This is a genomic window from Kitasatospora sp. NPDC023118 (assembly GCF_055560875.1).
In genome coordinates, this window is record NZ_JBVHHW010000038.1 from 1 (window position 1) to 24,678 (window position 24,678).

At 73.2% G+C, this 24,678-nt stretch carries 17 protein-coding genes and 2 pseudogenes; 10 read left to right on the forward strand and 9 right to left on the reverse strand.

What is annotated here, in order from left to right; all coding sequences use genetic code 11:
* Window positions 1-148 precede the first annotated feature (148 nt).
* Window positions 149-967 (reverse strand): anti-sigma factor family protein, encoded by an 819-nt coding sequence (locus tag ACZ3UD_RS33230; RefSeq protein ID WP_465596261.1) that lies wholly within the window; start codon window positions 965-967, stop codon window positions 149-151.
* A 7-nt stretch (window positions 968-974) separates the two neighbouring features.
* Window positions 975-1,577 carry a sigma-70 family RNA polymerase sigma factor gene (locus ACZ3UD_RS33235; RefSeq protein WP_465596264.1) on the reverse strand — a complete coding sequence of 201 codons (603 nt, stop codon included), beginning with the start codon at window positions 1,575-1,577 and terminating at the stop codon, window positions 975-977.
* A 209-nt stretch (window positions 1,578-1,786) separates the two neighbouring features.
* On the opposite strand from ACZ3UD_RS33235, the gene ACZ3UD_RS33240 reads away from it, so the two are divergent.
* The 4 genes from ACZ3UD_RS33240 (at window position 1,787) to ACZ3UD_RS33255 (ending at window position 7,362) form a co-directional block, all read left to right on the forward strand.
* Window positions 1,787-3,070 carry a vanadium-dependent haloperoxidase gene (locus tag ACZ3UD_RS33240; RefSeq protein WP_465596267.1) on the forward strand — a complete coding sequence of 428 codons (1,284 nt, stop codon included), beginning with the start codon at window positions 1,787-1,789 and terminating at the stop codon, window positions 3,068-3,070.
* Window positions 3,071-3,812: 742 nt separating this feature from the next.
* On the forward strand, window positions 3,813-4,286 hold the full coding sequence (locus ACZ3UD_RS33245; RefSeq protein ID WP_465596270.1) for a hypothetical protein: 474 nt from the start codon (window positions 3,813-3,815) through the stop codon (window positions 4,284-4,286).
* On the forward strand, window positions 4,283-5,878 hold the full coding sequence (locus ACZ3UD_RS33250) for a multicopper oxidase family protein (protein WP_465596273.1): 1,596 nt from the start codon (window positions 4,283-4,285) through the stop codon (window positions 5,876-5,878). The genes ACZ3UD_RS33245 and ACZ3UD_RS33250 overlap by 4 nt, the downstream gene beginning before the upstream one ends.
* A 125-nt stretch (window positions 5,879-6,003) precedes the next feature.
* A complete protein-coding gene (locus ACZ3UD_RS33255; protein ID WP_465596276.1) occupies window positions 6,004-7,362 on the forward strand; it encodes a DUF2252 domain-containing protein in 1,359 nt (452 codons plus the stop codon).
* 156 nt (window positions 7,363-7,518) lie between these two features.
* On the opposite strand, the pseudogene ACZ3UD_RS33260 reads toward ACZ3UD_RS33255, so the two are convergent.
* Window positions 7,519-7,674: pseudogene (locus ACZ3UD_RS33260) on the reverse strand (Cmx/CmrA family chloramphenicol efflux MFS transporter); the annotation flags it as partial.
* A gap of 162 nt (window positions 7,675-7,836) precedes the next feature.
* On the opposite strand from ACZ3UD_RS33260, the pseudogene ACZ3UD_RS33265 reads away from it, so the two are divergent.
* A pseudogene (locus ACZ3UD_RS33265) lies at window positions 7,837-8,752 on the forward strand (DUF6891 domain-containing protein).
* Between the two features lie 207 nt (window positions 8,753-8,959).
* Here ACZ3UD_RS33265 and ACZ3UD_RS33270 read toward each other — a convergent pair.
* Window positions 8,960-9,868: a diacylglycerol kinase gene (locus tag ACZ3UD_RS33270; RefSeq protein ID WP_465596279.1), complete on the reverse strand. Its 909-nt coding sequence runs from the start codon at window positions 9,866-9,868 to the stop codon at window positions 8,960-8,962.
* The gene (locus ACZ3UD_RS33275; protein WP_465596282.1) at window positions 9,865-11,487 is read right to left on the reverse strand and encodes an FAD-binding oxidoreductase; all 1,623 of its coding nucleotides are present in this window, start codon (window positions 11,485-11,487) and stop codon (window positions 9,865-9,867) included. The genes ACZ3UD_RS33270 and ACZ3UD_RS33275 overlap by 4 nt, the downstream gene beginning before the upstream one ends.
* A 20-nt stretch (window positions 11,488-11,507) precedes the next feature.
* On the opposite strand from ACZ3UD_RS33275, the gene ACZ3UD_RS33280 reads away from it, so the two are divergent.
* Together ACZ3UD_RS33280 and ACZ3UD_RS33285 are read left to right on the forward strand one after the other, a co-directional pair.
* Window positions 11,508-12,107, forward strand: coding sequence for a TetR/AcrR family transcriptional regulator (locus tag ACZ3UD_RS33280; RefSeq protein ID WP_465596285.1), 600 nt, complete (start codon window positions 11,508-11,510; stop codon window positions 12,105-12,107).
* Window positions 12,104-13,684: a glycerol-3-phosphate dehydrogenase/oxidase gene (locus ACZ3UD_RS33285; RefSeq protein WP_465596288.1), complete on the forward strand. Its 1,581-nt coding sequence runs from the start codon at window positions 12,104-12,106 to the stop codon at window positions 13,682-13,684. The genes ACZ3UD_RS33280 and ACZ3UD_RS33285 overlap by 4 nt, the downstream gene beginning before the upstream one ends.
* Window positions 13,685-14,171: 487 nt before the next feature.
* Here the strand turns inward: ACZ3UD_RS33285 and ACZ3UD_RS33290 are convergent, their stop codons facing one another.
* The gene (locus ACZ3UD_RS33290; protein WP_465596291.1) at window positions 14,172-14,465 is read right to left on the reverse strand and encodes a hypothetical protein; all 294 of its coding nucleotides are present in this window, start codon (window positions 14,463-14,465) and stop codon (window positions 14,172-14,174) included.
* 283 nt (window positions 14,466-14,748) lie between these two features.
* Here ACZ3UD_RS33290 and ACZ3UD_RS33295 point away from each other — a divergent pair, with 283 nt between their 5' ends.
* The gene (locus ACZ3UD_RS33295) at window positions 14,749-15,324 is read left to right on the forward strand and encodes a TerD family protein (RefSeq protein ID WP_355672404.1); all 576 of its coding nucleotides are present in this window, start codon (window positions 14,749-14,751) and stop codon (window positions 15,322-15,324) included.
* On the opposite strand, the gene ACZ3UD_RS33300 is transcribed toward ACZ3UD_RS33295, so the two are convergent.
* Window positions 15,306-16,598: an FAD binding domain-containing protein gene (locus ACZ3UD_RS33300; protein WP_465596295.1), complete on the reverse strand. Its 1,293-nt coding sequence runs from the start codon at window positions 16,596-16,598 to the stop codon at window positions 15,306-15,308. The two genes, ACZ3UD_RS33295 and ACZ3UD_RS33300, sit on opposite strands and share 19 nt — an antisense overlap.
* A gap of 236 nt (window positions 16,599-16,834) precedes the next feature.
* Here ACZ3UD_RS33300 and ACZ3UD_RS33305 point away from each other — a divergent pair, with 236 nt between their 5' ends.
* Window positions 16,835-18,877, forward strand: a complete 2,043-nt coding sequence (locus ACZ3UD_RS33305; RefSeq protein WP_465596297.1) for an oxidoreductase — start codon at window positions 16,835-16,837, stop codon at window positions 18,875-18,877.
* Between the two features lie 449 nt (window positions 18,878-19,326).
* Here the strand turns inward: ACZ3UD_RS33305 and ACZ3UD_RS33310 are convergent, their stop codons facing one another.
* Window positions 19,327-20,541 (reverse strand): alpha/beta hydrolase family protein, encoded by a 1,215-nt coding sequence (locus tag ACZ3UD_RS33310; protein ID WP_465596299.1) that lies wholly within the window; start codon window positions 20,539-20,541, stop codon window positions 19,327-19,329.
* A 132-nt stretch (window positions 20,542-20,673) separates the two neighbouring features.
* Between ACZ3UD_RS33310 and ACZ3UD_RS33315 the strand changes: the two genes are divergently transcribed.
* Window positions 20,674-21,177 (forward strand): P-loop nucleotide/nucleoside kinase family protein, encoded by a 504-nt coding sequence (locus ACZ3UD_RS33315; protein ID WP_465596302.1) that lies wholly within the window; start codon window positions 20,674-20,676, stop codon window positions 21,175-21,177.
* A gap of 224 nt (window positions 21,178-21,401) precedes the next feature.
* Here the strand turns inward: ACZ3UD_RS33315 and ACZ3UD_RS33320 are convergent, their stop codons facing one another.
* On the reverse strand, window positions 21,402-24,623 hold the full coding sequence (locus tag ACZ3UD_RS33320) for an EAL domain-containing protein (RefSeq protein ID WP_465596305.1): 3,222 nt from the start codon (window positions 24,621-24,623) through the stop codon (window positions 21,402-21,404).
* Window positions 24,624-24,678 lie beyond the last annotated feature (55 nt).

A 24,678-nucleotide genomic window follows, 5' to 3' on the forward strand; every position in this document is an offset into this window, starting at 1 on the left:
TACTGCAGGGGGGACCCTGTGGGAGAGTAGGACGCCGCCGAACAATCATTCAGAAGAACCCCCATCCGGATTCCGGATGGGGGTTCTTCGCGTTTACCGGTCGGTTGTGGAGTCGACCATCGGGTCAGGTGCCGACCAGGCCGGGGCGTCACGCCGGGACGGTTAGCAGCCTCTGGCCGTTGCCGGCGTAGATGTCGAAGTGACTGATCATTCCCGGGGACATGGGTACGGTCCCGGAGATCTTGGCGCCACCCGGGTACTCGCCGGCCTGCCAGGTGGCGGCGGTCGCTGTGGTGCCCGTGATCCCGACGGCTTGCAGGCTGCATGTGATCCCGGCGGGCGCTCCCTTTGCTGAGACCTGCAGGACGCTTCCCCAGGCGGCGGGCGAGACCTCGACCGAGGCGGACACGCCGGTGGTGGGGTCGGTTCCGGAGAAAGTGCGGACCGGGGCCGGTGACGTCGGTGCGGGCTGCGCCACCTGGCTGCTCGTGGACGCGACGGTAGCCAGCCACGTACCGCCCGACGCTGCCGCAGCGATGAGCGTCGCGGCGGCTGTGACCCCGACCAGTTGCCTCCGCACGGCCGTACGACGTCGGGACGCGGCCTGCTGGAGCAGCCGGTCGAGCCGGCTTCGCTCGGTTCGCTGCGGTACGCCCGGCACGGCAGTGGCCGCAGGCTCCGGCTGCGCTCGCTCGCGTGCGGCGGCCCGCTGTACCAACCGGTCGGCCAGTTCCTCGCTGGGCACGGGCGGTGCCTCGCCTGCGCCCTCGGCCTCGGCCTCGCTGACCCTCGCGAGTAGCGCGGGCAGTCCCGCCAGTTCAGCATGCTCGGCCTGGCACTCGGCGCATTCTGCGAGGTGGGCGCGGACCTGCTCCGTCTCTGCCGGGGACAGCCTTCCCAGCACGTATCCACCCAGGGACAACCGGATGTCGTCACGGTCGCCGTTCACGGTCCGCACCTCCTCCACGACGCTGTCACGGCTCGATACCTCGTTCCTGCAGCGCCAGCCGCAGCGCCTTCAAGGCGTAGTACGTGCGCGACTTCACGGTCCCCACCGGAATGCCGAGCACCTCCGCGGCCTCGACCATCGTCCGGCCTCTGTAGTACGTCTCCAGCAGCACGGCCCGGTGTTCCGGGGAGAGGGTCCGGATGGCCTCGGCCACCGCCCAGCTTTGCAGCGTCCGCTCGATTTCGTCTTCTCCGGGCGTCTGCTCCGCGAGCCGTTCCAGCGCCTTCCCATCGACCTCGGTCGGTCTGGCCCGGCGGGCCCGGTGGGCGTCGATGACCAGGTTCCGGGCGACCGTGCACAGCCACGCCCGGGCCGGTCCGCGCTCGGGCTCGAACGCCGCCGGGTGCTGCCAGGCCCGTAGCAGTGTCTCCTGCACGACATCCTCGGCCCATTGCCAGTCTCCTGAGGTCAGTCGCAGGACGAAATGAAGCAGCGGCCCGGCATGCTCCGCGTACAGAGTGCGGAGTAGTTCCTCGTCCGCGCGGGAGATGGTCCCCGTACCAGAGACACGGTCCCCGGAGCGATCCGGCTCACTCGATGGACCGCGTTTCCGAAGACTCCACGGCATAAGTCGATCATCGCATATGCCGCCAATCAGTGAAATCTCGCAAAAGGTGCTTACGTACCGAACCGTACAGCCGCCGGCACCCGTGGAACCTGACGAGCACCGATCCTCGGAATCCCCTCCTTCCCCCGTCCCGCAAGGAGTGAGCCGAGATGACCGAGGCCGGCAGCTGTCTGCGGGCAGCCCGCCACCAGCGAGAAGGAGCCACCGAAATGAGTGGAAAGCAGAAGACGCTCGCCGTCCTGACCGGCACCGTGCTGGCGGCCGGGCTCACCAGCCCGGCCTTCGGTTCCACCGCCATCGACGCTACGCCACCGACCACGAGCACCGCCGCCAACGCGTCCGGGACGTCGGTCGTGGCGTGGAACCGCGAGCTCATCACCATCCTGAGCGATCCGAAAGCCCAACCGTCCACCGTCCAGCCCACGCGCAGCTTCGCGCTCCTCCAGGCCGCCGAGTACGACGCGGTGGTGTCGATCACCCGGGCGGATCCCCCGTACGTGTTCTCGGTGTCGGCACCTCAGGGCGCACGTGCGGACGTCGCAGCGGACCAGGCGGCGCACGATGTGCTGGTCGCCCTGTACCCCACCAAGCGGGCAGACGTGGACCGGCAGCTGAGCAGCCAGTTGTCCGCGATCGCCGACGGCACCGGTAAGCAGGCGGGCATCGGCGTGGGAGCGGCGGTCGCGCGCCACCTGATCAGTCTGCGCTCCGATGACGGGTCCTCGGCCAAGCCGCCACCGTTCACTCCCGGCGGCCTGCCCGGCGACTACCGGCCCACGCCGCCCGACTTCCCCGCGCCGGTGTTCACCGACTGGGGCTCGGTCAAGCCGTTCGTGCTGACGAGCGGAAGCCAGTTCCGCCCGGCAGCGCCGCCGGCCGTGGGCTCCGCCGAGTACGCCGCCGCCTTGAACGAGGTCAAGGGCCTGGGGAGCAAGACCAGTACCACCCGCACTCCCGATCAGACCGCGGCCGCGAGGTTCTGGGCGGCGGCGCCCCTCTGGAACGTCTGGAACCAGGTCGCGCAGGGTCTTGTCACCTCCGAGAACGCGAGCCTGGAGAAAGCGGTGAAGGTCTTCGCCCGGCTCGACCTGTCCCTCGCCGACACCGCGATCGCGATGTACGACGCCAAGTACGCCTACCACGTGTGGCGGCCCGTGACCGCGATCCGGCTCAGTGACTCGCACGACAACGCGGGCATCGTCGGCGATCCCAACTGGACCCCCCTCCTGCCGACCGCCCCGGACCCGTCCTACCCCGGCGCTCACAGCGCTCTCAGCCAGGCGGCGGCAACGACGCTCGCCGGATTCTACGGTGCGCAGCACCGGCTCACGGTGACCTCGAAGGGCGTCACCCGAACCTTCGCCGGCTTCCAGGACGCCGCCACCGAAGCCTGGCTCAGCCGGGTCTGGTCCGGCCAGCACACCTCCATCGACAACCAGGCCGGTCAGCAACTCGGCACGCAGGTAGCCGAGTTCGTGGCGCACGGCCTCTGACCGTCCGCGCGGCGCCAGGGCGCCGAAACCAGGAGCCGGCTGCACCCGATACCTCGGGTGCAGCCGGCCGCCGATACGCGCCCGGGGTTCTTTGTGGCACCCGAATGGGGGGCAAGGTCCCCGAATACGACACCGGGCAGTAGGAGGGCCCTGCACGGGGCCTCGCACGGCGTCTGCCCGCGCCCCGAACAGTGACCCGTTCCTACGGCCGAACGTAGTAGGTACCCGGAGTGACGTAACCAGGCTCACGCTCCGAAGGCGCGGAGGGCGACGGAGCGTCGTCGACCGAACACGTCTGGTCTGGCATCGGCCGCGCAGGCTGATTCCGGGCCCGCACCCGCCGAGCCACCGACCCGGCCTGCCGCCGGGCCCCTGCGCTCGACCATCGCCAGCGGGCGGCCGGCTCCCGATCCCGGACCGCAGGCCGATCCGGTGGCCGGACAGCCCGCCGAACCCATCCCGGCCCGACCCGTTGTCCCGCCGTCCGCGGCCGACGGGGCCCAGGACGGCCCGCCCTGCCCCGGGCCCGTCCCGTCGTCCTGTCCCCGGATGTCACGGCCGCAGACGGAGCGCGGCACCGGTAGCAGATCACGCCCACCCGTACGGGTGACAAACCCCGGGGAGCTGGCGCAAACGGGGTGCTGGGCGCCGCCGAATCCCTTTGGTTCAACAGATCATGATGGTTGATCAGCTACGCTCTCGCCCGCCCCGCCCGCCCCGCCGAAGCAGAGAGTAGCCTGACATGAGCAGTCCCCCTGCCGCCGCCGCGCCCCGCTGGCCGCTGATCCTGCTGCGCATCTCCACCGCCACGCTGGCGCTGCTGTCCCTGCTCCAGGTCATGCTGGCCGGCAGCTTCCTCAACGGCACCTACGAATCCCTCAAGGACCACGAGGGCACCGCGATGACGATCGGCACCGTGGTCGTGCTCCAGCTGGCGGTGGCCGCCCTGGTGTGGCGGCCCGGCCGCGGCCCGCTCTGGCCGCTGTGGACCACCGCCGTGCTCGCCGTCGCCGTGGTCGGCCAGATCGTGGCCGGGTACACCCGGGCGGTCGGGGTGCACGTCACCCTGGGCGTGCTGCTGGTCAGCGGCGTCCTGTTCGGCCTGGTCGGCGCCTGGCGGCTGCCGCTGCCGGCCCGGGCGGGCCTGACCGAGCGCGGCGCGGACGGCAGCGGGCGGCTGCCGCGCCCCGGCGGGCCGGTGGAGGTGAGCCAGTGAACCGCCGCCGGTTCCTGGGCATCGGAGCCTCGGTGTTCGGCGCGGGCGCGCTGGCCGCCGTCGCCGTCCCCTCGGCGGCCCGGCTGCTCACCGAGGGCCGCCCCGGGCGGCTGCTCAGCAGCGAGCTCGACCTGCCGGGGCCCTTCCAGGTGACGCTGCCGGTGCCGGCCGTGCTCCAGCCGGTGCGCACCGACGGCACCAACGACTACTACGAGATCACCCAGAAGGTCGCCAAGCTGGAGATCCTGCCCGGGGTGCGGACCGAGGCCTGGACGTACGGCGGCAGCTACCCCGGGCCGACGGTGGTCACCCGGTCCGGGCGGACGGTGGTGATCAAGCACCGCAACGAGCTGCCGGTGCCGTCCGTGGTCCACCTGCACGGCGGGCACACCCCGGCGGACAGCGACGGCTACCCGGTGGACCTGCTGCTGCCGGTGGGGTCCTCCGGCGCGGCCGCGGCCGTGTCCTCGGGCCCCATGTCCCCCGGCGCCATGGACGGAATGCGGGGGATGCGGCACGCGATGGGCCGCAACGTGGTCGGCGAGCGCACCCACACCTATCCGGGCAAGCAGCGCGCCGCCACCCTCTGGTACCACGACCACCGGATGGGCTTCACCGGCCCCGGCGTCTGGCGCGGCCTGTCCGGCTTCCACCTGGTCCACGACGACGAGGAGGACGCGTTGCCGCTGCCGCGCGGCGAGCGCGACCTCCCGCTGATGCTCGCCGACCGCTCCTTCGCCGCCGACGGCTCCTTCCGATACCCGTCCACCGATGCCGCGCTCTCCGTGCCCGGTGTCACCGACGACTACATGAACGGCGTGCTCGGCGACGTCATCCTGGTCAACGGCGCCCCCTGGCCGCGCCTGGACGTCGACCGCGCGCACTACCGGCTGCGGCTGCTCAACGCCTCCAACGCCCGGCTCTACCGGCTCGAACTCGACCCCCAGCCCTCCGGCGGCGACGCGCTGGTCCAGATCGGCTCCGACGGCGGCCTGCTCGCCGCCCCGCTCGCCCACGACGCGATCGAGATCGCCCCCGCCGAACGCTTCGACGTGGTGGTCGACTTCTCCCGCTACCAGCCCGGCACCCAGGTACGGCTGCTCAACCGCTTCGGCAGCGGGCGGACGGCCGAGGTGATGCGCTTCGACGTCTCATCCCGGGCGGTGAGCGACGACGCCACGGTGCCCGACAAGCTGTCCACCATCGAGGAGTTGGACGCCTCGTCGGCCGTCACCACCCGCGACTTCAAGTTCCGCCGCAGCCGCGACGACGGCTGGACCATCAACGGCGACCCGTACGAGTCCGGGCGTAACCTCGCCACCCCCGCGCTCGGCAGCGTCGAACGGTGGCGCTTCTCCTCCGACGTGCACCACCCGGTGCACCTCCACCTCGACCACTTCCAGGTGGTCGGGCGCAACGGCGAGGACCCCGGCCCGTGGGACAGGGGCTGGAAGGACACCGTCGACCTGCGCCCGGCCGAGGCGGTGGAGGTGCTGGTGCGCTTCACCGACTACGCGGGGACGTACATGATGCACTGCCACAACCTGGAGCACGAGGACATGGCGATGATGGCCGACTTCACCGTGGGATGACCGGGCGGCCTCACCCGCTCGGCCGAGTGCCGGAGGGCGCGTGCTGCGCCCTCCGGCACTCTTGTCCTAGCGTCGCGGTCAGGTGTACTCGTTGAAGGTTGCCTGGTGACGGACGGAGCCGCCGCATGACTACCCCCGCCGAACGCCGCCGCACCGGGCGGGCCGCGCGCGAGCGCGTCTCCCGCTCCGACCACGGCCGGTGGATCCCGGCCGCGGACCGGCCCGACCCGCTCCGCGTCCTGGAGGCGCAGGGCGCCGACCGGGTCACCCGGCTGCTGCCGATCCGCTACGGGCGGATGGCCGACAGCCCGTTCAGCTACCTGCGCGGCGCCGCCGCGGTGATGGCCGCCGACCTCGCGGCCGTCCCGAACACCGGCCTGACCGTCCAACTCTGCGGCGACGCCCACCTGTTGAACTTCGGCGTGTACGCCTCGCCGGAGCGCGTGCTGCTCTTCGACGTCAACGACTTCGACGAGACCTACCCCGGGCCCTTCGAGTGGGACGTCAAGCGCCTGGCCGCCAGCGTCGCGGTCGCCGCCCGGGACAACGGCCACGGCGACGAGCGGGCCCGGCGTGCCGCGCTCACCGCCGTCCAGGGCTACGCCACCGCGATGCGCCGGCTGGCCGGGAGGGGCGAACTCGACGTCTGGTACAGCCGGATCGACGCCGCCGAGCTGCTGCCGCTGGTCGGCAGGTCCAAGCGGCGCAGCCGGGCGGAGGCCGAACTCGCCCACGCCCGGCGCCGCACCAGCCTGCAGGCCTTCGGCAAGCTCACCGAGGAGCGGGACGGGCGGCGGCGGATCATCAGCTCGCCACCGCTGATCGAGGAGCTGAAGCGGACCGAACTGCGCGGCATCGGCAAGGTGTTCAGCGACTACCGGGCCGCCCTGGCCGAGGACCGCCGGGTGCTGCTGGACCGCTACCGCTTCGTGGACGCGGCGATGAAGGTGGTCGGCGTCGGCAGTGTCGGCACTCGCTGCTTCATCCTCCTGCTGGAGGGCCGGGACACCCGCGACCCGCTGTTCCTGCAGCTCAAGGAGGCCGGCCGGTCGGTGCTCGAGGACCACCTGCCGCCCACCCGGGTGGACGCCGAGGTCGCCGCCCACCACGGCGGGCGCCGGGTGGTCACCGGGCAGCACCTGATGCAGGCCGCCAGCGACATCTTCCTCGGCTGGACCACCGACCCGGCCGGGCGCCACTTCTACGGCCGCCAACTGCGCGACATGAAGGGCTCGGTGGAGGTCGACTCGATGACCCCCTCCGGCCTGCGCGGCTACGCCGACCTGTGCGGGCGCGCCCTCGCCCGCGCCCACGCCCGCACGGGTGACCGCCTCGCCATCGTCGGCTACCTGGGCGGCGCCGACACCTTCGCCGAGGCGGTCGCCGACTTCGCGCTGAAGTACGCGGAGCGGACGACGGCCGACCACGCGGAACTGGTCGAGGCCATCCGCGCCGGGCGGGTCACCGCGACGCGGGGCGTGTGAGGGTGGGTCACCGCGACGCGGGGCGCGCGAGAGCTGGGGCCGGCGCGAACGGCGCGAACGGCGCGGTCGGCACGGAGGGCGCCACGAGGTCCGCGAGCCTTTCCAACTGCTCCTACTGGCCCGTGAGTTCCAGCGCGCCGAGCCGGCTGCTGCGCCCGGCCGGTTGCGGGCGAGCGCGGCCGTCAGCGGGGCGCCGACCACCATGCCGAGCGCGAAGGCGGAGGTGAGGGTGCCGGCCGTCCCGAGGGGGACGTCGAGATCGGCGGCGAGGTCCGGCAGCAGGCCGGCCAGCATGAACTCCGAGGTGCCCATGGCGAACACGGCCAGGGCGAGCAGGTAGAGCGGGAGGGCATCGAGATGATCCGCCGCTGGCGGGGGTCCGACCTCGCCCCCTGGGCCGTGATGACGGCAGCACCGGGCCTGACCTGCCCGGGCCCGGCGTCGATTGTCACAGGGGTGTGCAAGGGTGACGGCATGCTGGCGATCGCGGTGCAGACGAACGAGACGCGGCACCTGAGGGTGACCGCGGACGAACTGGCGGGGCTGGTCCGGCGCGTCGGCGCGGGGGCCGACTCCTTCCTCGTCGTGCAGCGGATACCCGACCTGCCGGACGTGTACATCCAGGTGTGGCACGCCGACGGCGACGACTACGTCCTCGAACACCGCGACGGCTCCGCCGCCCGGCACTTCGAGGTGCGGCTCGACGGGCCCGGGCCGGTGATCGCGGCGATGACCGGGTGGGCGCGCCGCGAGCCGGGCTGGGGCGGCGGTCTGGACTGGCAGCCGCTCGACCTGGGGCCTGCGCCGGAGCCCGTGCCCCCGCTGGCGCTGGAGGCCGAGGAGCACCGGGAGTTGGAGGAGCGGTTGCGGCTGACCCTGGCCTGCGGCTACACCGACCGCGCCCGGCTCGCCGAGGAGGCGGAGGAGTACCTGGTGTCGGCCGAGCGCCGCCCGGTCTCCCGCCCGCAGGCCGAGCAACTGGCCGACCGGCTCTGGCTGGCGGGTCGGCGAGCAGAGCGGCTGGGTCGGCGAGACGGACCCGGAGCGCCTCGCCCGTGCGTTCGCCGCCCTGGAGGAGAGCGGCATCACCGCGCGGGAGCACTTCACCTGCTGCCGTTCCTGCGGCGAGGCCGAGATCGGCGCGGCCGGGGAGCCGGAGGCCCGCGGCTTCGTCTACTTCCACCTCCAGTGCACCGAGTCCGCTGCTGGCGGGCATGGCCTCGCGCTGCTCTACGGCGGCTTCGACGGTTCGGCGGCGACCACCACGGCGGTCGGTGAGGAGGTGGTCGCCGCCCTCACGGCCGTCGGCCTGCCGACGGTGTGGAGCGGGGACCCGTCCGACGCGGTCGAGATACGCCCGCTGCTGTGGCGTCGCCGCCTGGTGGGGTGAAGCCGGGGCCGCCGGGGTACTGGCGTCGGCGGCGTGATCGGGGGAGGGGTGGGTCTCGTGGTGAAGCCGGGGCAGGTGCCGCGGAGCAACGCCCGGGAGTTGTGGCGGGGGTTGCCGAGGAAGGTCCGGCGGCAGGTGATCGCGGCGGCCAGGCGGGGGCGCACCTGTGAGCCCCCGGGCGACCGCCGCCCGGGGAGGCCGGGTCGCTCACGGCACGAGCAGCCGCAGTGCCTCCCGTACGACGGTGACCTCGACCGGCAGGGCTGCGATGAACTCCCCGTCGGCGTAGGCGGTGATGCCGGGGGACTCGATCCGCAGGGACTGCGTGCGCAGCGTGGTGACCTCCGGGTGGCTGATGTGGGTGCCCTTGAAGAGGGTGGGGAAGAAGCGGGCGATCCGCAGTCGGGGCATGGCGTCGACCAGGGTGACGTCGAGCTGGCCGTCGTCCGGGAGAGCGGAGGGGCAGATCAGCATGCCGCCGCCGTAGCTGCGGGTGTTGCCGACGGCGGCCAGCGTCAGGTCGCGTTCGATGACGGTGCCGTCGGCGAGGGTGATCCGGAACGGCAGCGGGCGCAGGTTGGCGAATTCGGCGAGGATGGCGAGGTTGTAGCGCATCCGGCCACGCGGCCAGCGCAGCCGGTTGGCGCGGTCGCTGACCAGCGAGTCGAAGCCGGTGGCGAGGACGGAGCCGTACCAGCGGACGGCGCCGTCCGGGCCGGTGATCCGGCCGAGGTCGACGCCGCGCACCCGTCCGGCGGCGATGACGTCGGCGGCGGCCTCGGGGGCGGCGATCGGCAGGCCGTACTCGCGGGCGTGGTCGTTGCCGGTGCCGGCCGGTATCACGCCGAGCGGGACGGGGGTGCCGGCCAGGGCCTGGAGGGCGAGGTTGAGCATGCCGTCGCCGCCGACCACGACCACCGCGTCCACGCCGTCCGCCGCGGCCTCGCGGGCCAGGCGGACGGCGTCCTCGGCGGAGCGCCCGGCCTGCGGTTCGACCTCGACGCCGAGGGCGCGCAGGCGGGCGACGGCCCGGCGGGCGGCGGGTTCGGCGTGGCCGACGCCCGCCGCCGGGTTGGTGAGAACGGCGACCCTGCGGACGGTTCTCAGGCCGGTCATGGGATCAGCTTGCAAGGGTTGAGGATGCCTGCCGGGTCGAGTTCGGCCTTGACGGCGCGCAGGATGCGCACGCCCAGGTCGCCGATCTCCTCGGTCATCCAGGGCCGGTGGTCGGCGCCGACCGCGTGGTGGTGGGTGATGGTGCCGCCCGCGCCGAGGATCGCGTCCCCGGCGGCGCGCTTGGCGACGCCCCAGCGGCTCAGCGGGTCCTCGCCGAGGGCGGCGACGACGGTGAAGTAGAGCGAGGCGCCGGTCGGGTAGACGTGCGAGATGTGGCAGAGCACGAGCGCGCCGGGCAGGGCGCCGGTCAGTGCCTCGGTGACGGCCGTCCGGAGGTGGGGCAGCGCGCTCCAGCCTGCCGCGGTCTCCAGGGTCTCGCACAGCGCGCCCGCGTTGAGCAGGGAGTCGCGCAGGTAGGGGGCGTTGAACCGGCCGTGTTCCCAGGCCCGGGCGGGCTCCTCGCCGAGCGAGGTGCCGCCGGCGGCGAGCAGAACCTCGCGGGTGAGCTGCTGCCGGGCGGCAACCTGGGCGGCGTCGCCCTCGAAGACGGTGACGGCCAGGCAGCCGCTGACCGCCGGGGCGCCGCCGATCTGCTCGGTCATGGCGAGGTTGACCATGGTCTCGGCCTCGTCGGAGAGCCGGATCACGGTCGGGCTGGTGCCCTGCTGCTCGACGGCGCGCAGCGCGGCCGTGCCGGTGGCGAAGTCGGGGAAGCTCCACGCCTCGTACGCCTTGACGGCGGGCAGCGGGTGCACGCGCAGCCGGACGGCGGTGATCACGCCGAGGGTGCCCTCGGAGCCGAGGAAGAGCTGGCGCAGGTCGGGGCCGGCGGCGGAGGCGGGGGCGCGGCCGAGGTCCAGCACGCCGACGGGGGTGATCACGCGCAGGCCGCGGACCATCTCGTCGAAGCGCCCGTACCCGGCGGAGTCCTGGCCGGAGGAGCGGGTGGCCGCGAAGCCGCCGATGGTGGCGTAGCGGAAGCTCTGCGGGTAGTGACCGAGCTCCCAGCCGCGCTCGGCGAGCAGGGCCTCGGCCGCCGGGCCGGTGAGGCCGGCGCCGAGGACGGCCTCGCCGGAGGTCTCGTCCAGGTCGATCAGCCGGTCGAAGCGGCGCAGGTCGAGCGAGACGACGGCCTGGAGGGCGCCGCGCTCGGGGTCGAGGCCGCCGACCACGCTGGTGCCGCCGCCGAACGGGACGACGGCGATGCGGCGTTCGGCGCAGACGGCCAGGACGGCAGCGATCTCCTGCTCGTTGCCGGGCACCACCACGGCGTCGGGGGCGTCCTGCGGTTCGCGGCTGCGGCGGCGCAGCAGGTCGGGGGTGGACTTGCCGCCGGCGCGCGGCAGGCGGTCGGCGTCGGCGGCGCTGACGTGCGTCTCGCCGACGGCGGCGGCCAGCGCCTTGAGGTCCTCGGCGGTGATCCGGGAGGGACGCAGTACGACCTCCTCGGCGCCGGGACCGGGGGCGGCGTCGCCGGTGACCCCGAGGGCGGCGGCGAGCAGTCCCTTGATGTCCGCGGACAGCTCCTTGGCGAGGGTCGGGTCGCCCCAGGCGTCCCACTTCATCGGGGGGAGCGGCAGCGCGGCGTTCGCCGGTCCCGCTTGCGTCTCAGGTGCCATGCGTTACAGTTTCACACATCATGTCAAGTAGTAACGTCGAGCCCGCCGAGGCCCAGCAACCCCGCAGCACCGACGACGCGATCCTGGACGCCGCCGCCGACCTGATCGTCCACCTCGGCGTCCGCCGGACCCAGCTGGCGGAGATCGCGCGCCGCGCCGGGGTCAGCCGCCCGACCGTCTACCGGCGCTGGCGGGACGTGCGGGCGGTGATCGGGGCGCTGCTCACCCGGGAGATCCTGGCCACCCTGGAGGGCGCCGCGCTGGACGTCCACGACCGGGAGACCCTGGTGGAGCGGGTGGTCGAGGTCGCCGTCCGGCTGCGCGACCACCCGGTGCTCGGCGCCCTGCTCCACTCCGACGACTCCGACCTGCTGCTCCAGTACGTGGTCGAGCGGCTTGGCGCCAGCCAGCGCGGCCTGCTGGAGGCGCTGCGCACCGGCATCGAGCGCGGGCAGGCCGGCGGCTCGATCCGGGCCGGTGAGCCGACCGAACTGGCGGCCATGGTCCTGCTGATCGCCCAGTCCACCGTCCAGTCGCACCGCATGGTCGCCTCCCTGCTGCCCGAGGCGGCCTGGCGGCGCGAACTGGCCAGAGCACTGAACGGATACCTCGCGCCTTGACGCCCACCGCCGGTTCGTCCACCGGTCCATCCACCGGCCCCTTCGCCGGAACCAGCCGACTCAACGCCGCCCGCCGGACGTTCGAGCTCCACGCGCTCGCCGACGACCCGCACATCGACCTGCTGGTGATCGGCGCCGGCGTCACCGGGGCCGGGGCGGCCCTGGACGCCGCCTCGCGCGGCCTGCGCACCGTGCTGGTCGAGTCCCGCGACCTCGCCTTCGGCACGAGCCGCTGGAGCTCCAAGCTGGTGCACGGCGGCCTGCGCTACCTCGCCTCCGGCCGGATCAAGGTGGCCCGGGAGAGCGCGGTCGAGCGCGGCGTGCTGATGACCCGCACCGCCCCGCACCTGGTCCGCGCCCTGCCCCAACTCGTGCCGCTGCTCCCGGACCTGCTGAGCCCCGGCCAGGGCGCGCTGATCCGCGCGGGCTTCCACGCCGGGGACGCGCTGCGGCTCAGCGCCGGGACACCGGGCGCCCTGCTGCCCCGGGTCCGCCGGGTCGACGCCGCCCGTACCCGCCAGCTGGTGCCCGGCGTGCGGACCTCGGGACTGCGCGGCGCGCTGGTCGCGCACGACGGCCAACTCGTCGACGACGCGAGGCTGGTGGTCGCCCTGGCGCGCACCGCCGCGCAGTACGGGGCGAGCGTGCTGACCCGGGTGCGGGCCGAGTCCGTCACCGGGACCTCGGCCCGGCTGGTGGACACGCTGACCGGCCAGGAGCTGACCGTCACCGCGGGCGCGGTCATCAACGCCACCGGCGTCTGGGCGGGCGAGGTGGACACCTCGATCAAGCTGCGGCCCAGCCGGGGGACCCACCTGCTGGTCGACGCCGCGACCCTGGGGTACCCGGCCGCCGCGCTCACCGTGCCGGTGCCCGGCTCCATTAGCCGCTTCGTCTTCGCCCTGCCGCAACAGCTCGGCCGGGTCGCGATCGGCCTGACCGACGAGGATGCCCCGGGCCCGATCCCGGACGAGCCGCAGCCCACCGAGGGCGAGCTGACCTTCCTCCTCGACACCGTCAACGCCGCCCTCGCCACCGAGCTGACCAGGGCGGACGTGCGCGGCGCCTACGCCGGGCTGCGCCCGCTGATCGACACCGGGGGCGGGAACACCGCCGACATCTCCCGGGAGCACGCGGTGCTGGAGTCCCCGTCCGGGGTGGTCACCGTGGTCGGCGGCAAGCTCACCACCTACCGGCGGATGGCCGAGGACGCGGTGGACGCCGCCGTCCGGCTGCGCGGCCTGCCCGCCCGTACCTGCTGGACGGCCCGCCTCCCGCTGGTCGGCGCCCCCGGCCACCGCGACAGCCGCCCGGCCCCGGCCGCCCCGGTGCCCGCCTCGCTGCTCGCCCGCCACGGCGGCCTGGCCCACGAGGTGCTGGCGGCGGGGGAGTCGACACCGGTGGTCGACGGACTCGACGTGACCCGTGCCGAGATCGCGTACGCGGTCACCCATGAGGGCGCGCTGGACGTGGCCGATGTGCTCGACCGCCGGACCCGGATCGGGCTGGTGGCGGAGGATGCCGACCGGGCCCGGAAGACGGTCGAGGAAGTCCTCGGGGAGATCGCCGCAAGGTAGGAGATCGCCCCGGGAGCAGCGGACCGCCGCGCAGTAGCGGATCGCCACTGCGCGGCGGATCGCCACGGAGGGTCAGTCGGCCCGGACCACAGGGCGGTCGGCGGTCGGCGAGCGGCGAACGCTTCGAAGTCCGGTGCGCCCTCGGCGTGGTGGGCCACCAGCTCGACCCAGGCCCGGGTCATGGTGGCGTGGAACTTCTGTGGCGCCCCGGCCTTGGTGGCGGTGCGCCGGATGCCCTCGCTGACCAGGTCGAGCGCGGCGGTGGCGTCGTGGCGGCGTACGGCGAGCCAGGTGGGCCGGACGTGCTGGCGGTGGCCGAAGCGCTCGGCGTCGGCCATCACCTCGCGCGGCAGCTCGTCGAAGGCGTCGGGGGTGGTGGGGGAAGTGGGGGAGGTCGTGCGGAGGCCTTCGGGCGGGGAGGGGCGGAAGCGGACGGAGGATCGTAGGTTTCGCGTCATTCGTCCGCAAACCACTCCCGCGAGCGGTTTCAGCGCGCCGTGTGCTCCGGCATCGGCTGCTCGGCGCCCGCGACCGCCAGCACGCAGGCGAGCGGGTGCTCCGCCCGGCCCGTACGGTCGAGCGTCACCACGAGCGGCTGCGGCGGATCCCCGGGCAGCTGGCCGGAGAGCGTCAGCGGGTAGCTGCCGTGGCTGTGGACGCGGTGGAAGGCGCACTCCCTGCCGTCCACCAGCAGCTCGGTCTCGGTGATCCGGCCGGAGCGGACGTTGACGGTGATCGAGTGCCCGGCCCGGTCGACGTGGAAGCTGTACCGCTGGCGCATGGGAACCTCCCGCGAGGGCCTCGCATCAGGATCGGGGCGAACCCGCCAAGGCGAACCCCGGGCAGAGCGGCCAGAGCCAGTCTAGGTCGGCCCTGCGGCCCCGGCGCCCCGGCAGGTACTGTGCCAGGGGCGCTGCGGATCAGCATCGACGACGTGGGGTGAGGCGGCGGTTCCCGTTCGCGTCCCTGAGAAGTTCCCGGGGTGGGGCCCGCCTGCAGGCGGATTCTCGCGATCTCTACAGTGCTGTAGATTCGTCCGCAGGGAGAGATCCGAGGAGGGCATTGTGGGAGTTTCGCTGGCCAAGGGCGGCAACGTCTCGCTGAGCAAGGAGGCGCCCGGTCTGAGCGCCGTGATCGTGGGTCTCGGCTGGGATGTGCGCACCACCACCGGGGCCGACTACGACCTGGACGCCAGTGCGCTGCTGTGCAACGCGCTCGGCAAGGTGGTCTCGGACCAGCACTTCGTCTTCTTCAACAACCTGCGCAGCCCCGAGGGTTCGGTCGAGCACAGCGGCGACAACCTGACCGGTGGCGGCGACGGCGACGACGAGCAGATCAAGGTCGACCTGGCCCGGGTGCCGGCGGACGTCGCCAAGGTCGTCTTCCCGGTGTCGATCTACGACGCCGACGCCCGGCTGCAGAACTTCGGCCAGGTCCGCAACGCCTTCATCCGGATCGTCAACCAGGCCAACGGCCAGGAGATCGCCCGCTACGACCTGAGCGAGGACGCCTCCACCGAGACCGCGATGGTCTTCGGCGAGCTGTACCGCAACGGCGCCGAGTGGAAGTTCCGCGCCATAGGCCAGGGCTACGCCTCCGGCCTGCGCGGTATCGCCACCGACTACGGCGTGAACGTCTGATCCGCGCAGTGATCTGACGGGGGTTCGGCGGCCGTCCGGCCGAGCGCGAGGCCGCCGAAACCCCCGCTGCCGGTGAGCTGTTCCCGCCACCAGGCGGTCATCGCCGGCTCGTCCATGGTCGACCAGTCCGGTGCCTCGGTGACCTGTGCCCGGCCGAGCGTGCGGCCCAGGTCCACCAACGCCAGCCCGGCCGCGCTGGTTTCACGGTCGTACTCGGCCAGCAGTGACGACCAGGACCCGTCGTCGAGCCGTCGCCCGGCCTGCTCGAAGGCGTGCGCGTCCTGCAGCGCCTTCACCGCGCCGCTGGTGTTGTGCGGGCGGACGACGGTCGCCGCGTCCCCGCCGACGAGCAGTCGGCCGGCCGTACGGCGCGGGGTCGCCAGGTCGTAGACGGGCTGCAGCAGGGTTTGTTCGCGCGGAGTCAGCGCGACCACGCCGGCCCAGTACGGCGGCAGGTGCCGCCGTGCGAACCGCCGGAGCCCGTCCAGCTGTCCGTCGGCGAGGGCGCCCGCCGCGACGGCGGTCGGGCCGTCCAGGCGGAGCCAGTCCGGGGTGGGCGTGTAGAAGACCCAGTTCACCTGAGTGCTCCCGGGAGCGAGTCCGGGGATGCGGTAGATCACGACCTGGCCGCCGCGGTAGCAGACGGTGATGCACTCCTCCTCCGGCCAGATCCCGGCCCCGCCGGGCAGTTCGGCCAGCAGCGCGGAGTCGTAGCTGCCGCGCCAGCACACGTACCCGGCGTATTCGGGCACGGCCTGCGGGCAGACGGCCGCGCGGACCACCGACCGGTAACCGTCCGCACCGATCACCAGGTCGTACGGGGTACGGGTGCCGTCCGCCGATTCGACCCACCCGCCGGCGTGGTCGCCGCCGACCGCCGCGACGGTGGCGTCCAGCCGGTACTCCACCGTGTCGGGTGTCCGTTCCCGCAGGGCCTGCCAGAGCACGGCCCAGTGGTGGGAGTGGAACGGGAACGGTTGGGCCCAGAGCAGTCGCCCGCGCCCGTGCGGGCCGTCGCCCCCGCCGGCAGGCTCCCGGGTGACCCAGCTGCGCACGGTGAGGCGGTGGCGGCGGGTGTCCGGGGCGAGGTATCCGGCGTCGACCAGTTCGGCGAAGCGGTCGTTGTGGGTGCAGATTCCCAGGCCGCGGTCCTCCAGCCGGCCGCGGCTGCGCTCCAGCACCACGACCCGTTCCGCGCCCAGCCGGGCGGCGGCCCCGGCGAACGCGCTTCCGGCGATGCTGCCCCCGACCACGGCCACCGAGCCACCCCGCACGATCGCCTCCTCTCACGAGTCCCGCGACGTCGGGACACGACGATACGCCGCCAGGCGGGGACGCGGGGGCGGTACGGCTCCTCCCGCGCTTCCTCCCGCGCTTCCTCCCGTGCTTACTCCTGTGCTTTCCCCCGTGCTTCCTCTTGCGCCCTGCTATGCAACTAGTTGCATAGCACCTCGAACGTCCCCTACTCTGCGGTAACAATCCCCACTGGCCGCCCCTTCAGGAGACGTCGATGAGCTCCACGCCCGGCAGCAGCCGCTACCCGCACCTGCTCAGCCCGCTCGACCTCGGCTTCACCACCCTGCCCAACCGCGTGATCATGGGTTCGATGCACGTCGGCCTGGAGGAGGCCCCCGGCGGCTACGAGCGGATGGCCGCCTTCTACGCCGAGCGCGCCCGAGGCGGCGTCGGCCTGATCGTCACCGGTGGCATCGCCCCCAACGAGGCCGGGCGCCCCTGGGAGGGCGGCGCGATGCTGACCACCGAGGAGGAGGCCAACAAGCACCGGGTGGTCACCGACGCCGTACACGCGGCCGGCGGGCGGATAGCCCTGCAGATCCTGCACTTCGGCCGCTACGCCTACCACCGCGACCTGGTCGCCCCCAGCGCCCTGCAGGCCCCGATCAGCCCCTTCGTACCCAACGAGCTCACTGCCGAGCAGGTCGAGCAGACCGTCGAGGACTTCGCCCGCTGCGCCGAACTCGCCCGGCGGGCCGGCTACGACGGCGTTGAGATCATGGGCTCCGAGGGCTACCTCATCAACGAGTTCATCGTCGCCGCCACCAACCGCCGCGAGGACGAGTGGGGTGGCCCGTACGAGCGCCGGATGCGCTTCCCGGTGGAGATCGTCCGCCGGGTCCGCGAGCGGGTCGGCGAGGACTTCATCATCGTCTACCGGCTCTCCATGCTCGACCTGGTACCCGGCGGCTCCACCCTGGACGAGGTGGTTCAGCTCGCCCAGGCCGTCGAGGCGGCCGGCGCGACCGTCATCAACACCGGCATCGGCTGGCACGAGGCCCGCATCCCCACCATCGCGACCTCCGTGCCGCGCGGCGCCTTCGCCTGGGTCACCAAGCGGGTCATGGGCAAGGTCGGCATCCCGCTGGTCACCACCAACCGCATCAACACCCCCGAGATCGCGGAGCAGTTGCTCGCCGACGGCTGCGCCGACCTGGTCTCGATGGCCCGTCCGCTGCTCGCCGACGCCGAGTTCGTCAACAAGGCGCAGGGCGGCCGCGCCGACTCCATCAACACCTGCATCGGCTGCAACCAGGCCTGCCTGGACCACACCTTCAGCCTCCAGATCACGTCCTGCCTGGTCAACCCGCGCGCCTGCCACGAGACCGAACTCGTGCTCTCGCCCACCGAGCTGCGCAAGCGCATCGGCGTCGTCGGGGCCGGACCGGCCGGGCTCGCGTTCGCCGTCTCCGCCGCCGAACGCGGCCACGACGTCACCCTGTTCGACGCCGCCGACGCGATCGGCGGGCAGCTGAACATCGCCCGGCGCATCCCGGGCAAGGAGGAGTTCGACGAGACGCTGCGCTACTACCGCACCCGGCTGGCCGAGTTGGCCGTCACCCAGCGCCTCGGCGCCGTCGTGACCGCCGAGCAGCTCACCGCCGAGGGCTTCGACGAGATCGTCCTCGCGACCGGCGTCACGCCCCGAACCCCCGTCGACATCCCGGGAATCGACCACCCCAGCGTGCTCGGCTACCTGGACGTGCTGCGCGACGGCGCGGCCGTCGGCGAGCGGGTCGCCATTCTCGGCGCGGGCGGGATCGGCTTCGACGTGGCCGAGTTCCTCACCGACCAGGGCGACCAGGCCAGCCTCAACCCGTCGGTGTTCCAGGCCAAGTGGGGCATCGACCCGGAGTACCACGAGCGCGGCGGACTGCGCGCCCCCGAGCGGCCGAAGCCCCCGCGCAGCGTCCACCTGCTGCAGCGCAAGACCACCAAGGTCGGCGCCGGGCTCGGCAAGACCACCGGCTGGATCCACCGCACCGAGCTCAAGCACCGCGGCGTCACCATGGTCGCCGGCGCCGGCTACGACCTGATCGACGACGCCGGGCTGCACTTCACCGTGGACGGCGAGCGTCAACTCCTGCCCGTGGACACCGTGGTGCTCTGCACCGGCCAGGAGCCGCGCCGCGACCTGTACGAGGCGCTGCGCGAGAACGGCGTGACCGCGCACCTGATCGGCGGCGCGGACGTGGCGGCGGAGCTGGACGCCAAGCGGGCCATCAAGCAGGGCACCGAGCTGGCCGCGAGCATCTGACGTCGGGTGGTCGGGGGGCTACCCGGCGCACGAGGCCCGCGGCGCGCCGCGTCGCGGGCCCTCGGCGTACCTCGGCGTACAACGGAGAACCCCGGCCCTACCCCGTCCTGGGCTGGGGCGACATCCCCCCGCGCGCCCCGCCCGGCCCCCGGTGGGACACTGGATGCCTTGTCCCTGCCCGAACTCCCGACCGGGGGCCAGCCATGTCCTCGCTGGCCGCCGGCGACCTCGCCGAGCGGGCGCAGCTGACCACCGGGGCGGTGACCGGCGCGCTCAACCGGCTGGTTCACCCGGGCGCGGGTCGCCCTGGCCGAGACGCCGGACGAGATCCGCGCCGGGATCTCCTAGCGGCGCGAAGCGCGGAAAGCCCCGGCACTCGGCCGCCGCCGAGTACCAGGGGCTCTCCCGTACGTCCCGCGACCAGGCTACGGATCGGGCTACGGACCGGGCTACGGAAGGAACTTCACCTCCGGGAAGCGCGGCGAAGGCCCGTCCAGCAGGTGTCCGCGCCGGTGCCGCAGGTGCTGGTCGAAGAAGGCGAGCGGGTAGGCCTGCTGGATGAGGATCCCGCGCTCGGGATCGAGGGTGCCGACCTGCTGCTGGATCTGCTGCTCGCTCATCCCGAGCAGCTTGCCCGCCTGCGGGATCAGCGTCATGTTGTCCCCGTACGAGGAGTGGACGGCGCCGTCGGCCTGGACGTTGAGCCGCCAGCCGCGCAGGTGGGTCCAGAAGGTCTCGGCGGCCGAGTCCGGGGTGCGGGGCCAGTCGGCGGTCATCATCAGGAACGGCCGGTCGAGGTCGGTGGTGATGGTCGGGATCATCGGTCCGTCGAGGCTCAGCCCGGCCCGGACACGCGGGTCGACGACCGTCGTCTGGGCGGTGACGCTGCCGCCCTTCGACCAGCCGAACATGCCGATGCGCTGCGGGTCGGGGGCGCCGAGCAGGCCCTCGGGCAGCTCGCGCCGGTCGGCGTCGGGGTTGCGGCCGGCGGCGAGTTCCTCGACGCAGTCGAGCACGAAGCGGAAGTCCGGGACGTAGGCGCGCACACCCGTGTCGACGTTCGGGCTCCTGGACGGGGTGACCGGAGGGCGGCCGGGGAACTGGGTGAAGGCGTCGTGGGGGAGGTCGACGGTGACCACGAGGTAGCCGTGGCTGGCGAGCTCCTGGACGATGACCGTGTGGTCGCCCCGGTGGCTGTGTGCGCCGTGCGCGTAGACGACGACGGGCAGCCGGTGGCCGCTGCGGTGGACGGGCGCGCCCACGTGCCCGGAGGTGAGCGGGGCGAGGGAGAGCGGGAGCGGGAAGCCGGCATCGTCGAGGAAGAGCTGCATCGGGCCGTCGGCCAGCCAGGGGGCGAGCGGGAGTCCGTCCGCCTGCCGGGCCGGGTACCAGACGCTCGCCATCAGCTCGCGGTACTGGCCGGCCCCGGCGTCCGGGTCCGGCCGGGAGGTGTCGCGCAGGTGCAGGGCGACGGTGCCGACGGGGTGCGGGCCGGTGGGCGCGGGCAGGGTGAGCCGGCCGGTCACGCTCCCGGAGGCGGAAGGCGAGGAAGCCCAGGAGGTGGAGGCCAGGCCGAGCGGGGCGGCGGCGCCCAAGACCAGGGCGGTGCCCAGCATGCGACGGCGCGTCAGTCCGTTTGAGCCGGTGAACGGCGTGGTGTCCATGCGCGGAACGGTGTCACGCGGGCCGGGCGGGCGGCATCGGTCCACCGATTGATCTCCCGGCCGCGCGCATTGGCCCACGGGTTTACATCCCCAGGCTGATGCGGGGGCCGGGCCAACGGCTAACCTCCGGGCATGACAGAGCGATTGAGCACCGTGGTGCTGATGTGCGGACTCCCGGGCGCCGGCAAGACCACCTACGCCAAGGAGTTGGAACGGCGCGGCTACGTCCGGCTCTCCATCGACGAGGTGGTCTGGCAGCGGATCGGGCGGCGCGACGCCGGCCGGGTGCTGGAGCCGGCGGCCTTCGACCGGCTGAAGGATCGGATCCGCAGTGAGCAGCGCCTGGAACTCGTCGAGTTGATGCGGGTCGGGCGGGATGTCGTGGTGGACTACAGCTTCTGGAGCCGGGCCGCCCGGGACGACTACAAGGCGCTGGTGGAGAGCCACGGCTGCCGCTGGGAACTGGTCCACCTCAAGGCCGACCGGTCGACCCTGGAGGCCCGCCTCGCGGTGCGCAACGAGCAGCAGGGCGCCAACGCCGTCACCGTGGACGACGAGCTGTTCGGCCGCTACTTCGCCAAGTTCGAGGAGCCGGTGGGGGAGGGCGAGCAGGTCCTCGTCCAGCCCCGGGCGTAGCCGGCCCCGGTTTCGCGGCGGCACACCCTCGTCGCCCTGCCGCCCCACCCGTCGCCTCCACCCGTCGCCTCCGCCCTGCCGCTCCGCCCGCCGCACCGACCTCGGCACCCGCTTCCCGGGCCTCCTCGCCCTCCTGCGCGCCGACTCCTGAGTTATGGAATTTGATGAAATCGCGTCTATAGCCATGGCTTTGCCTGTGCCTTGCGCGGCGGGCCGGCTGCGGCTCAGGCCGCTTCGAACGTCGCCCGCCGCACCAGCGCCCGCGCCTGCGGCCCGTCCATCGGGTGCGCGAACAGGTACCCCTGCCCCAGCGGGCAGCCCATGGCCGCGAGCAGGTCGCGCTGGTCGGGGTGTTCGATGCCTTCGGCGATGACCTGGACGTTGAGGGTGTCGGCGATCCGGGTGATGCCCTCGACCAGGGCGTACTGCTGGGGGGAGTGGTCGAGGCCGTCGATGAAGGACTTGTCGATCTTGAGGATGGAGATCGGGAACTCGCGAAGGTACGACAGCGACGAGTAGCCGGTGCCGAAGTCGTCGATGGCGAGGCCGACGCCGAGGTCGCCGAGGGTGGCCATGTCGGCGCGCAGGCGGTCGTCACGGCGCATCAGGACCGACTCGGTGAGCTCCAGGACCAGGGTGCGCGGGTCGATGGCCGAGGAGTCCAGGGCGTGGCGGACGACGTCCATGAAGCCGGCGTCGCGGAACTGGCGGGCGGAGACGTTGACGTTGACCCGCAGCGGGGGCCGTCCGGCGGCGGCGCGGGGGGCGGAGCTGGTGGCGTGCCAGGCGGCGGCCTCCTGGGCGGCGCGTTCCAGGATCCAGGCGCCGAGCGGGACGATCTGGCCGCTCTCCTCGGCGAGGGCGATGAACTCGTCGGGCAGCACCATGCCGCGCCGGTCGTGCGGCCAGCGGACCAGGGCCTCGAAGCCGACCAGGTCGCCCGTGCGCAGGTCGACGATCGGCTGGTAGTACAGCTGGAAGGCCGATTCCGCGATCGCCAAGTCCAGGTTCTCGTTCAGCTCGTGCCGTTCCACCAGCCCGGCCTGCAGGGCCGGCCGGTAGTGGCACCACTGGCGGCGCCCGGCCGCCTTGGCCGAGTAGAGCGCGAGGTCGGCGTGGGTGAGCAGTTCGGCCGCGTCCACGCTGTCCTCGGTGGTCGCCACACCGATGCTGGCGCTGACCCGGACCGCGCCCGCGCTCAGCTTGAACGGTTCGGCGAACACCGCCAGCACGGTGCCCGCGAGGGTGTCCACGTCGCTGGGGCGGAGCGCGTCCTCGACCAGCACCGCGAACTCGTCGCCGCCGAGCCGGGCGGCGGTGTCCGAGCTGCGCAGCGCGGTGGAGATCCGCAACGAGACGGCGACCAGCAGTTCGTCGCCGACCGCGTGGCCCTGGGTGTCGTTGACCACCTTGAAGTCGTCCAGGTCGATGAAGAGCACCCCGGCGACGGCGCCGCTGCGCTCGCCGCGGGAGAGGGCGTGGCCGACCCGGTCCTGGAACAGCACCCGGTTGGCAAGGCCGGTCAGTGAGTCGTGGAAGGCCCGGTGGGTGAGCTCGCGCTCCATCCGGCGTTGCTCGGTCACGTCGCGCAGGGTGAGCACCAGGCCGCCGACGGTCGGGTCCTCGCGCAGGTCGGTGTAGCGGACCTCGGCCTCGATCGGGGTGTGGTCCTGGCGCAGCAGCCGCCAGTGCTCGCGCGGCTGGTCGCCGTGCGGTGGGTCGGCCGGGCCGCGCATCCGGGCCAGCGCCTTGCCGACGGCCCGGATGTCCTCGGGCGGGACGAGGTCGGTGAGCAGGGTGCCGTCCAGGCTCGGGTAGCCGAGCACCCGCTGGGCGGAGGAGGAGGCGTAGCGCACGCCGTCGTCGGCGTCGAGGATCAGGATGACGTCGCTGGCGTTCTGCACCAGGGCGCGGAAGTACAGCTCGTTGTTGCGCCGGGTGACCTCCTGGCTCAGCACCACCCGCTCGACGGCCAGTGCCGCCTGCGCGGCCAGGATCTCCAGCGAGCCCCAGAGGCTGGTCAGCTCCTGCTCGGTGCCGGTGACCACCAGCGCGCCGATCACCGGGTCGCCGGAGGGGCGTTCGGCCAGGGTGAGCGGGCAGACCAGGGCGGAGGGCATCCGGACCAGGCCGGCGGGCAGGTTGACGGAGCCGACGGGCAGCAGCCGGGTCTCCCGGTCGGCGGCGAGGGCGAGCACCTCGTTGTCGGCGTACGCGTCGTCGGGGACCGGGCTGCCGACGTTCGGGCCGTCGGCGGCCGACGGCGCGGGGCGGTGCTGCGCCGGGTTCGGCCCGGCGCGCCGGACGTGCAGCACGCCCGACTCGCGCCCCGACTCGCCCTTTGACCCGGCGCCGGTCTCGGCGACCGCGAGCAGGGCGAGGTGCCCGGGCTCGGCGGGCATCAGGGCGGAGGCGGCGGACTGGACGGCGTCCGCGACCTCCGCCACGGTGACGGCCGCGGTCAGCCGGGCGCCCGCCTCGCGCAGCGCCCGTTCCCTGGCCACCACCTGGCGTCTGGCGACCACGACGACGGCCAGCCGGGCCAGCACGAGCAGGTAGAGCAGGGCGGAGAAGGCACCGATCACGCCCGCGTTGCTGGTGTTCCCGGCCAGCGACTCGATGATCAGGATGGCGGGCGCGATGAGCGAGGCGAGGGTGAGCAGGACGAGCCGGGTGGCGGAGAGGTCCGGCTGCTGGGTGGGGACAGGTCTGGTCAGCTCGACCATCGAGGGGTGCAGCGCGGCCGCGCCCCAGGCGGTGTAGAAGGCGGCCCAGCCGAGTTCCACGCCGGTGCCGGTCTGCCAGGTGCCGTGCAGCTGGATCAGCCCGTAGAGGATGTCGGAGGTGAGCAGGCCGAGGGCGCCGGCGGTGAGCAGTCGCAGGGAGCGGGAGTTGCCACCGCGCGGGGTCAAGAGTCGCAGCAGCAGGGCGAGCACGACCACGTCGCCGAGCGGGTAGGCGATCGAGACGGCCTTCTGGAGCCAGGTGAGGTCCGGGTTCCGGGCGTACGGGAGGATCAGGTAGATCCAGGCCAGCAGGGCCAGGCCGAGGGTGATGATCAGTGCGTCCAGCAACCCGGCGCGGTCCTGACGGGCCGTTCGCCAGCGGATGAAGCCGAGCAGGCCGAGCGCGTAGAGCAGGAACTCGGCGAGGTAGAAGCCGTCGGCGATGGACGGGAACGGGTTGTCGAGGTGCAGGATGTCGAGTTGGAGGGCCTGGATCGCCTGGCCCGTGGTGAAGCTCAGGTTGGCGAGCGCCAGCAGGTACCAGAACAGCGGATGGCGCGGGCGGCCGAGCCGGACGCCGATCACGATGGCGGCGACGCCGCCGAGGCCGATGCCCGTCCACCAGATGACCCGCAACCCGGGGTTGGCGAAGTAGATGCCGGTGAACAGCACCATCCAGAGCAGGTAGCAGGCCATCAGGCGTTGTCGCCGGCGAGTCAACGAGGCTACCTCCTCCACGACATCACCCCGTCGGTCGGCCGGGGGAGTGCGGGCG

What these genes read in the sequence shown, in the direction of transcription:
- ACZ3UD_RS33240 (WP_465596267.1), top strand. Translation starts at nt 1,787, where the DNA reads ATGAGTGGAAAGCAGAAGACGCTCGCCGTCCTGACCGGCACCGTGCTG.
- ACZ3UD_RS33270 (WP_465596279.1), bottom strand. Translation starts at nt 9,868, where the DNA reads ATGACCGGCCTGAGAACCGTCCGCAGGGTCGCCGTTCTCACCAACCCG.
- ACZ3UD_RS33290 (WP_465596291.1), bottom strand. Translation starts at nt 14,465, where the DNA reads ATGCGCCAGCGGTACAGCTTCCACGTCGACCGGGCCGGGCACTCGATC.
- ACZ3UD_RS33255 (WP_465596276.1), top strand. Translation starts at nt 6,004, where the DNA reads ATGACTACCCCCGCCGAACGCCGCCGCACCGGGCGGGCCGCGCGCGAG.
- ACZ3UD_RS33305 (WP_465596297.1), top strand. Translation starts at nt 16,835, where the DNA reads ATGAGCTCCACGCCCGGCAGCAGCCGCTACCCGCACCTGCTCAGCCCG.
- ACZ3UD_RS33275 (WP_465596282.1), bottom strand. Translation starts at nt 11,487, where the DNA reads ATGGCACCTGAGACGCAAGCGGGACCGGCGAACGCCGCGCTGCCGCTC.
- ACZ3UD_RS33235 (WP_465596264.1), bottom strand. Translation starts at nt 1,577, where the DNA reads ATGCCGTGGAGTCTTCGGAAACGCGGTCCATCGAGTGAGCCGGATCGC.
- ACZ3UD_RS33245 (WP_465596270.1), top strand. Translation starts at nt 3,813, where the DNA reads ATGAGCAGTCCCCCTGCCGCCGCCGCGCCCCGCTGGCCGCTGATCCTG.
- ACZ3UD_RS33315 (WP_465596302.1), top strand. Translation starts at nt 20,674, where the DNA reads ATGACAGAGCGATTGAGCACCGTGGTGCTGATGTGCGGACTCCCGGGC.
- ACZ3UD_RS33310 (WP_465596299.1), bottom strand. Translation starts at nt 20,541, where the DNA reads ATGGACACCACGCCGTTCACCGGCTCAAACGGACTGACGCGCCGTCGC.
- ACZ3UD_RS33280 (WP_465596285.1), top strand. Translation starts at nt 11,508, where the DNA reads ATGTCAAGTAGTAACGTCGAGCCCGCCGAGGCCCAGCAACCCCGCAGC.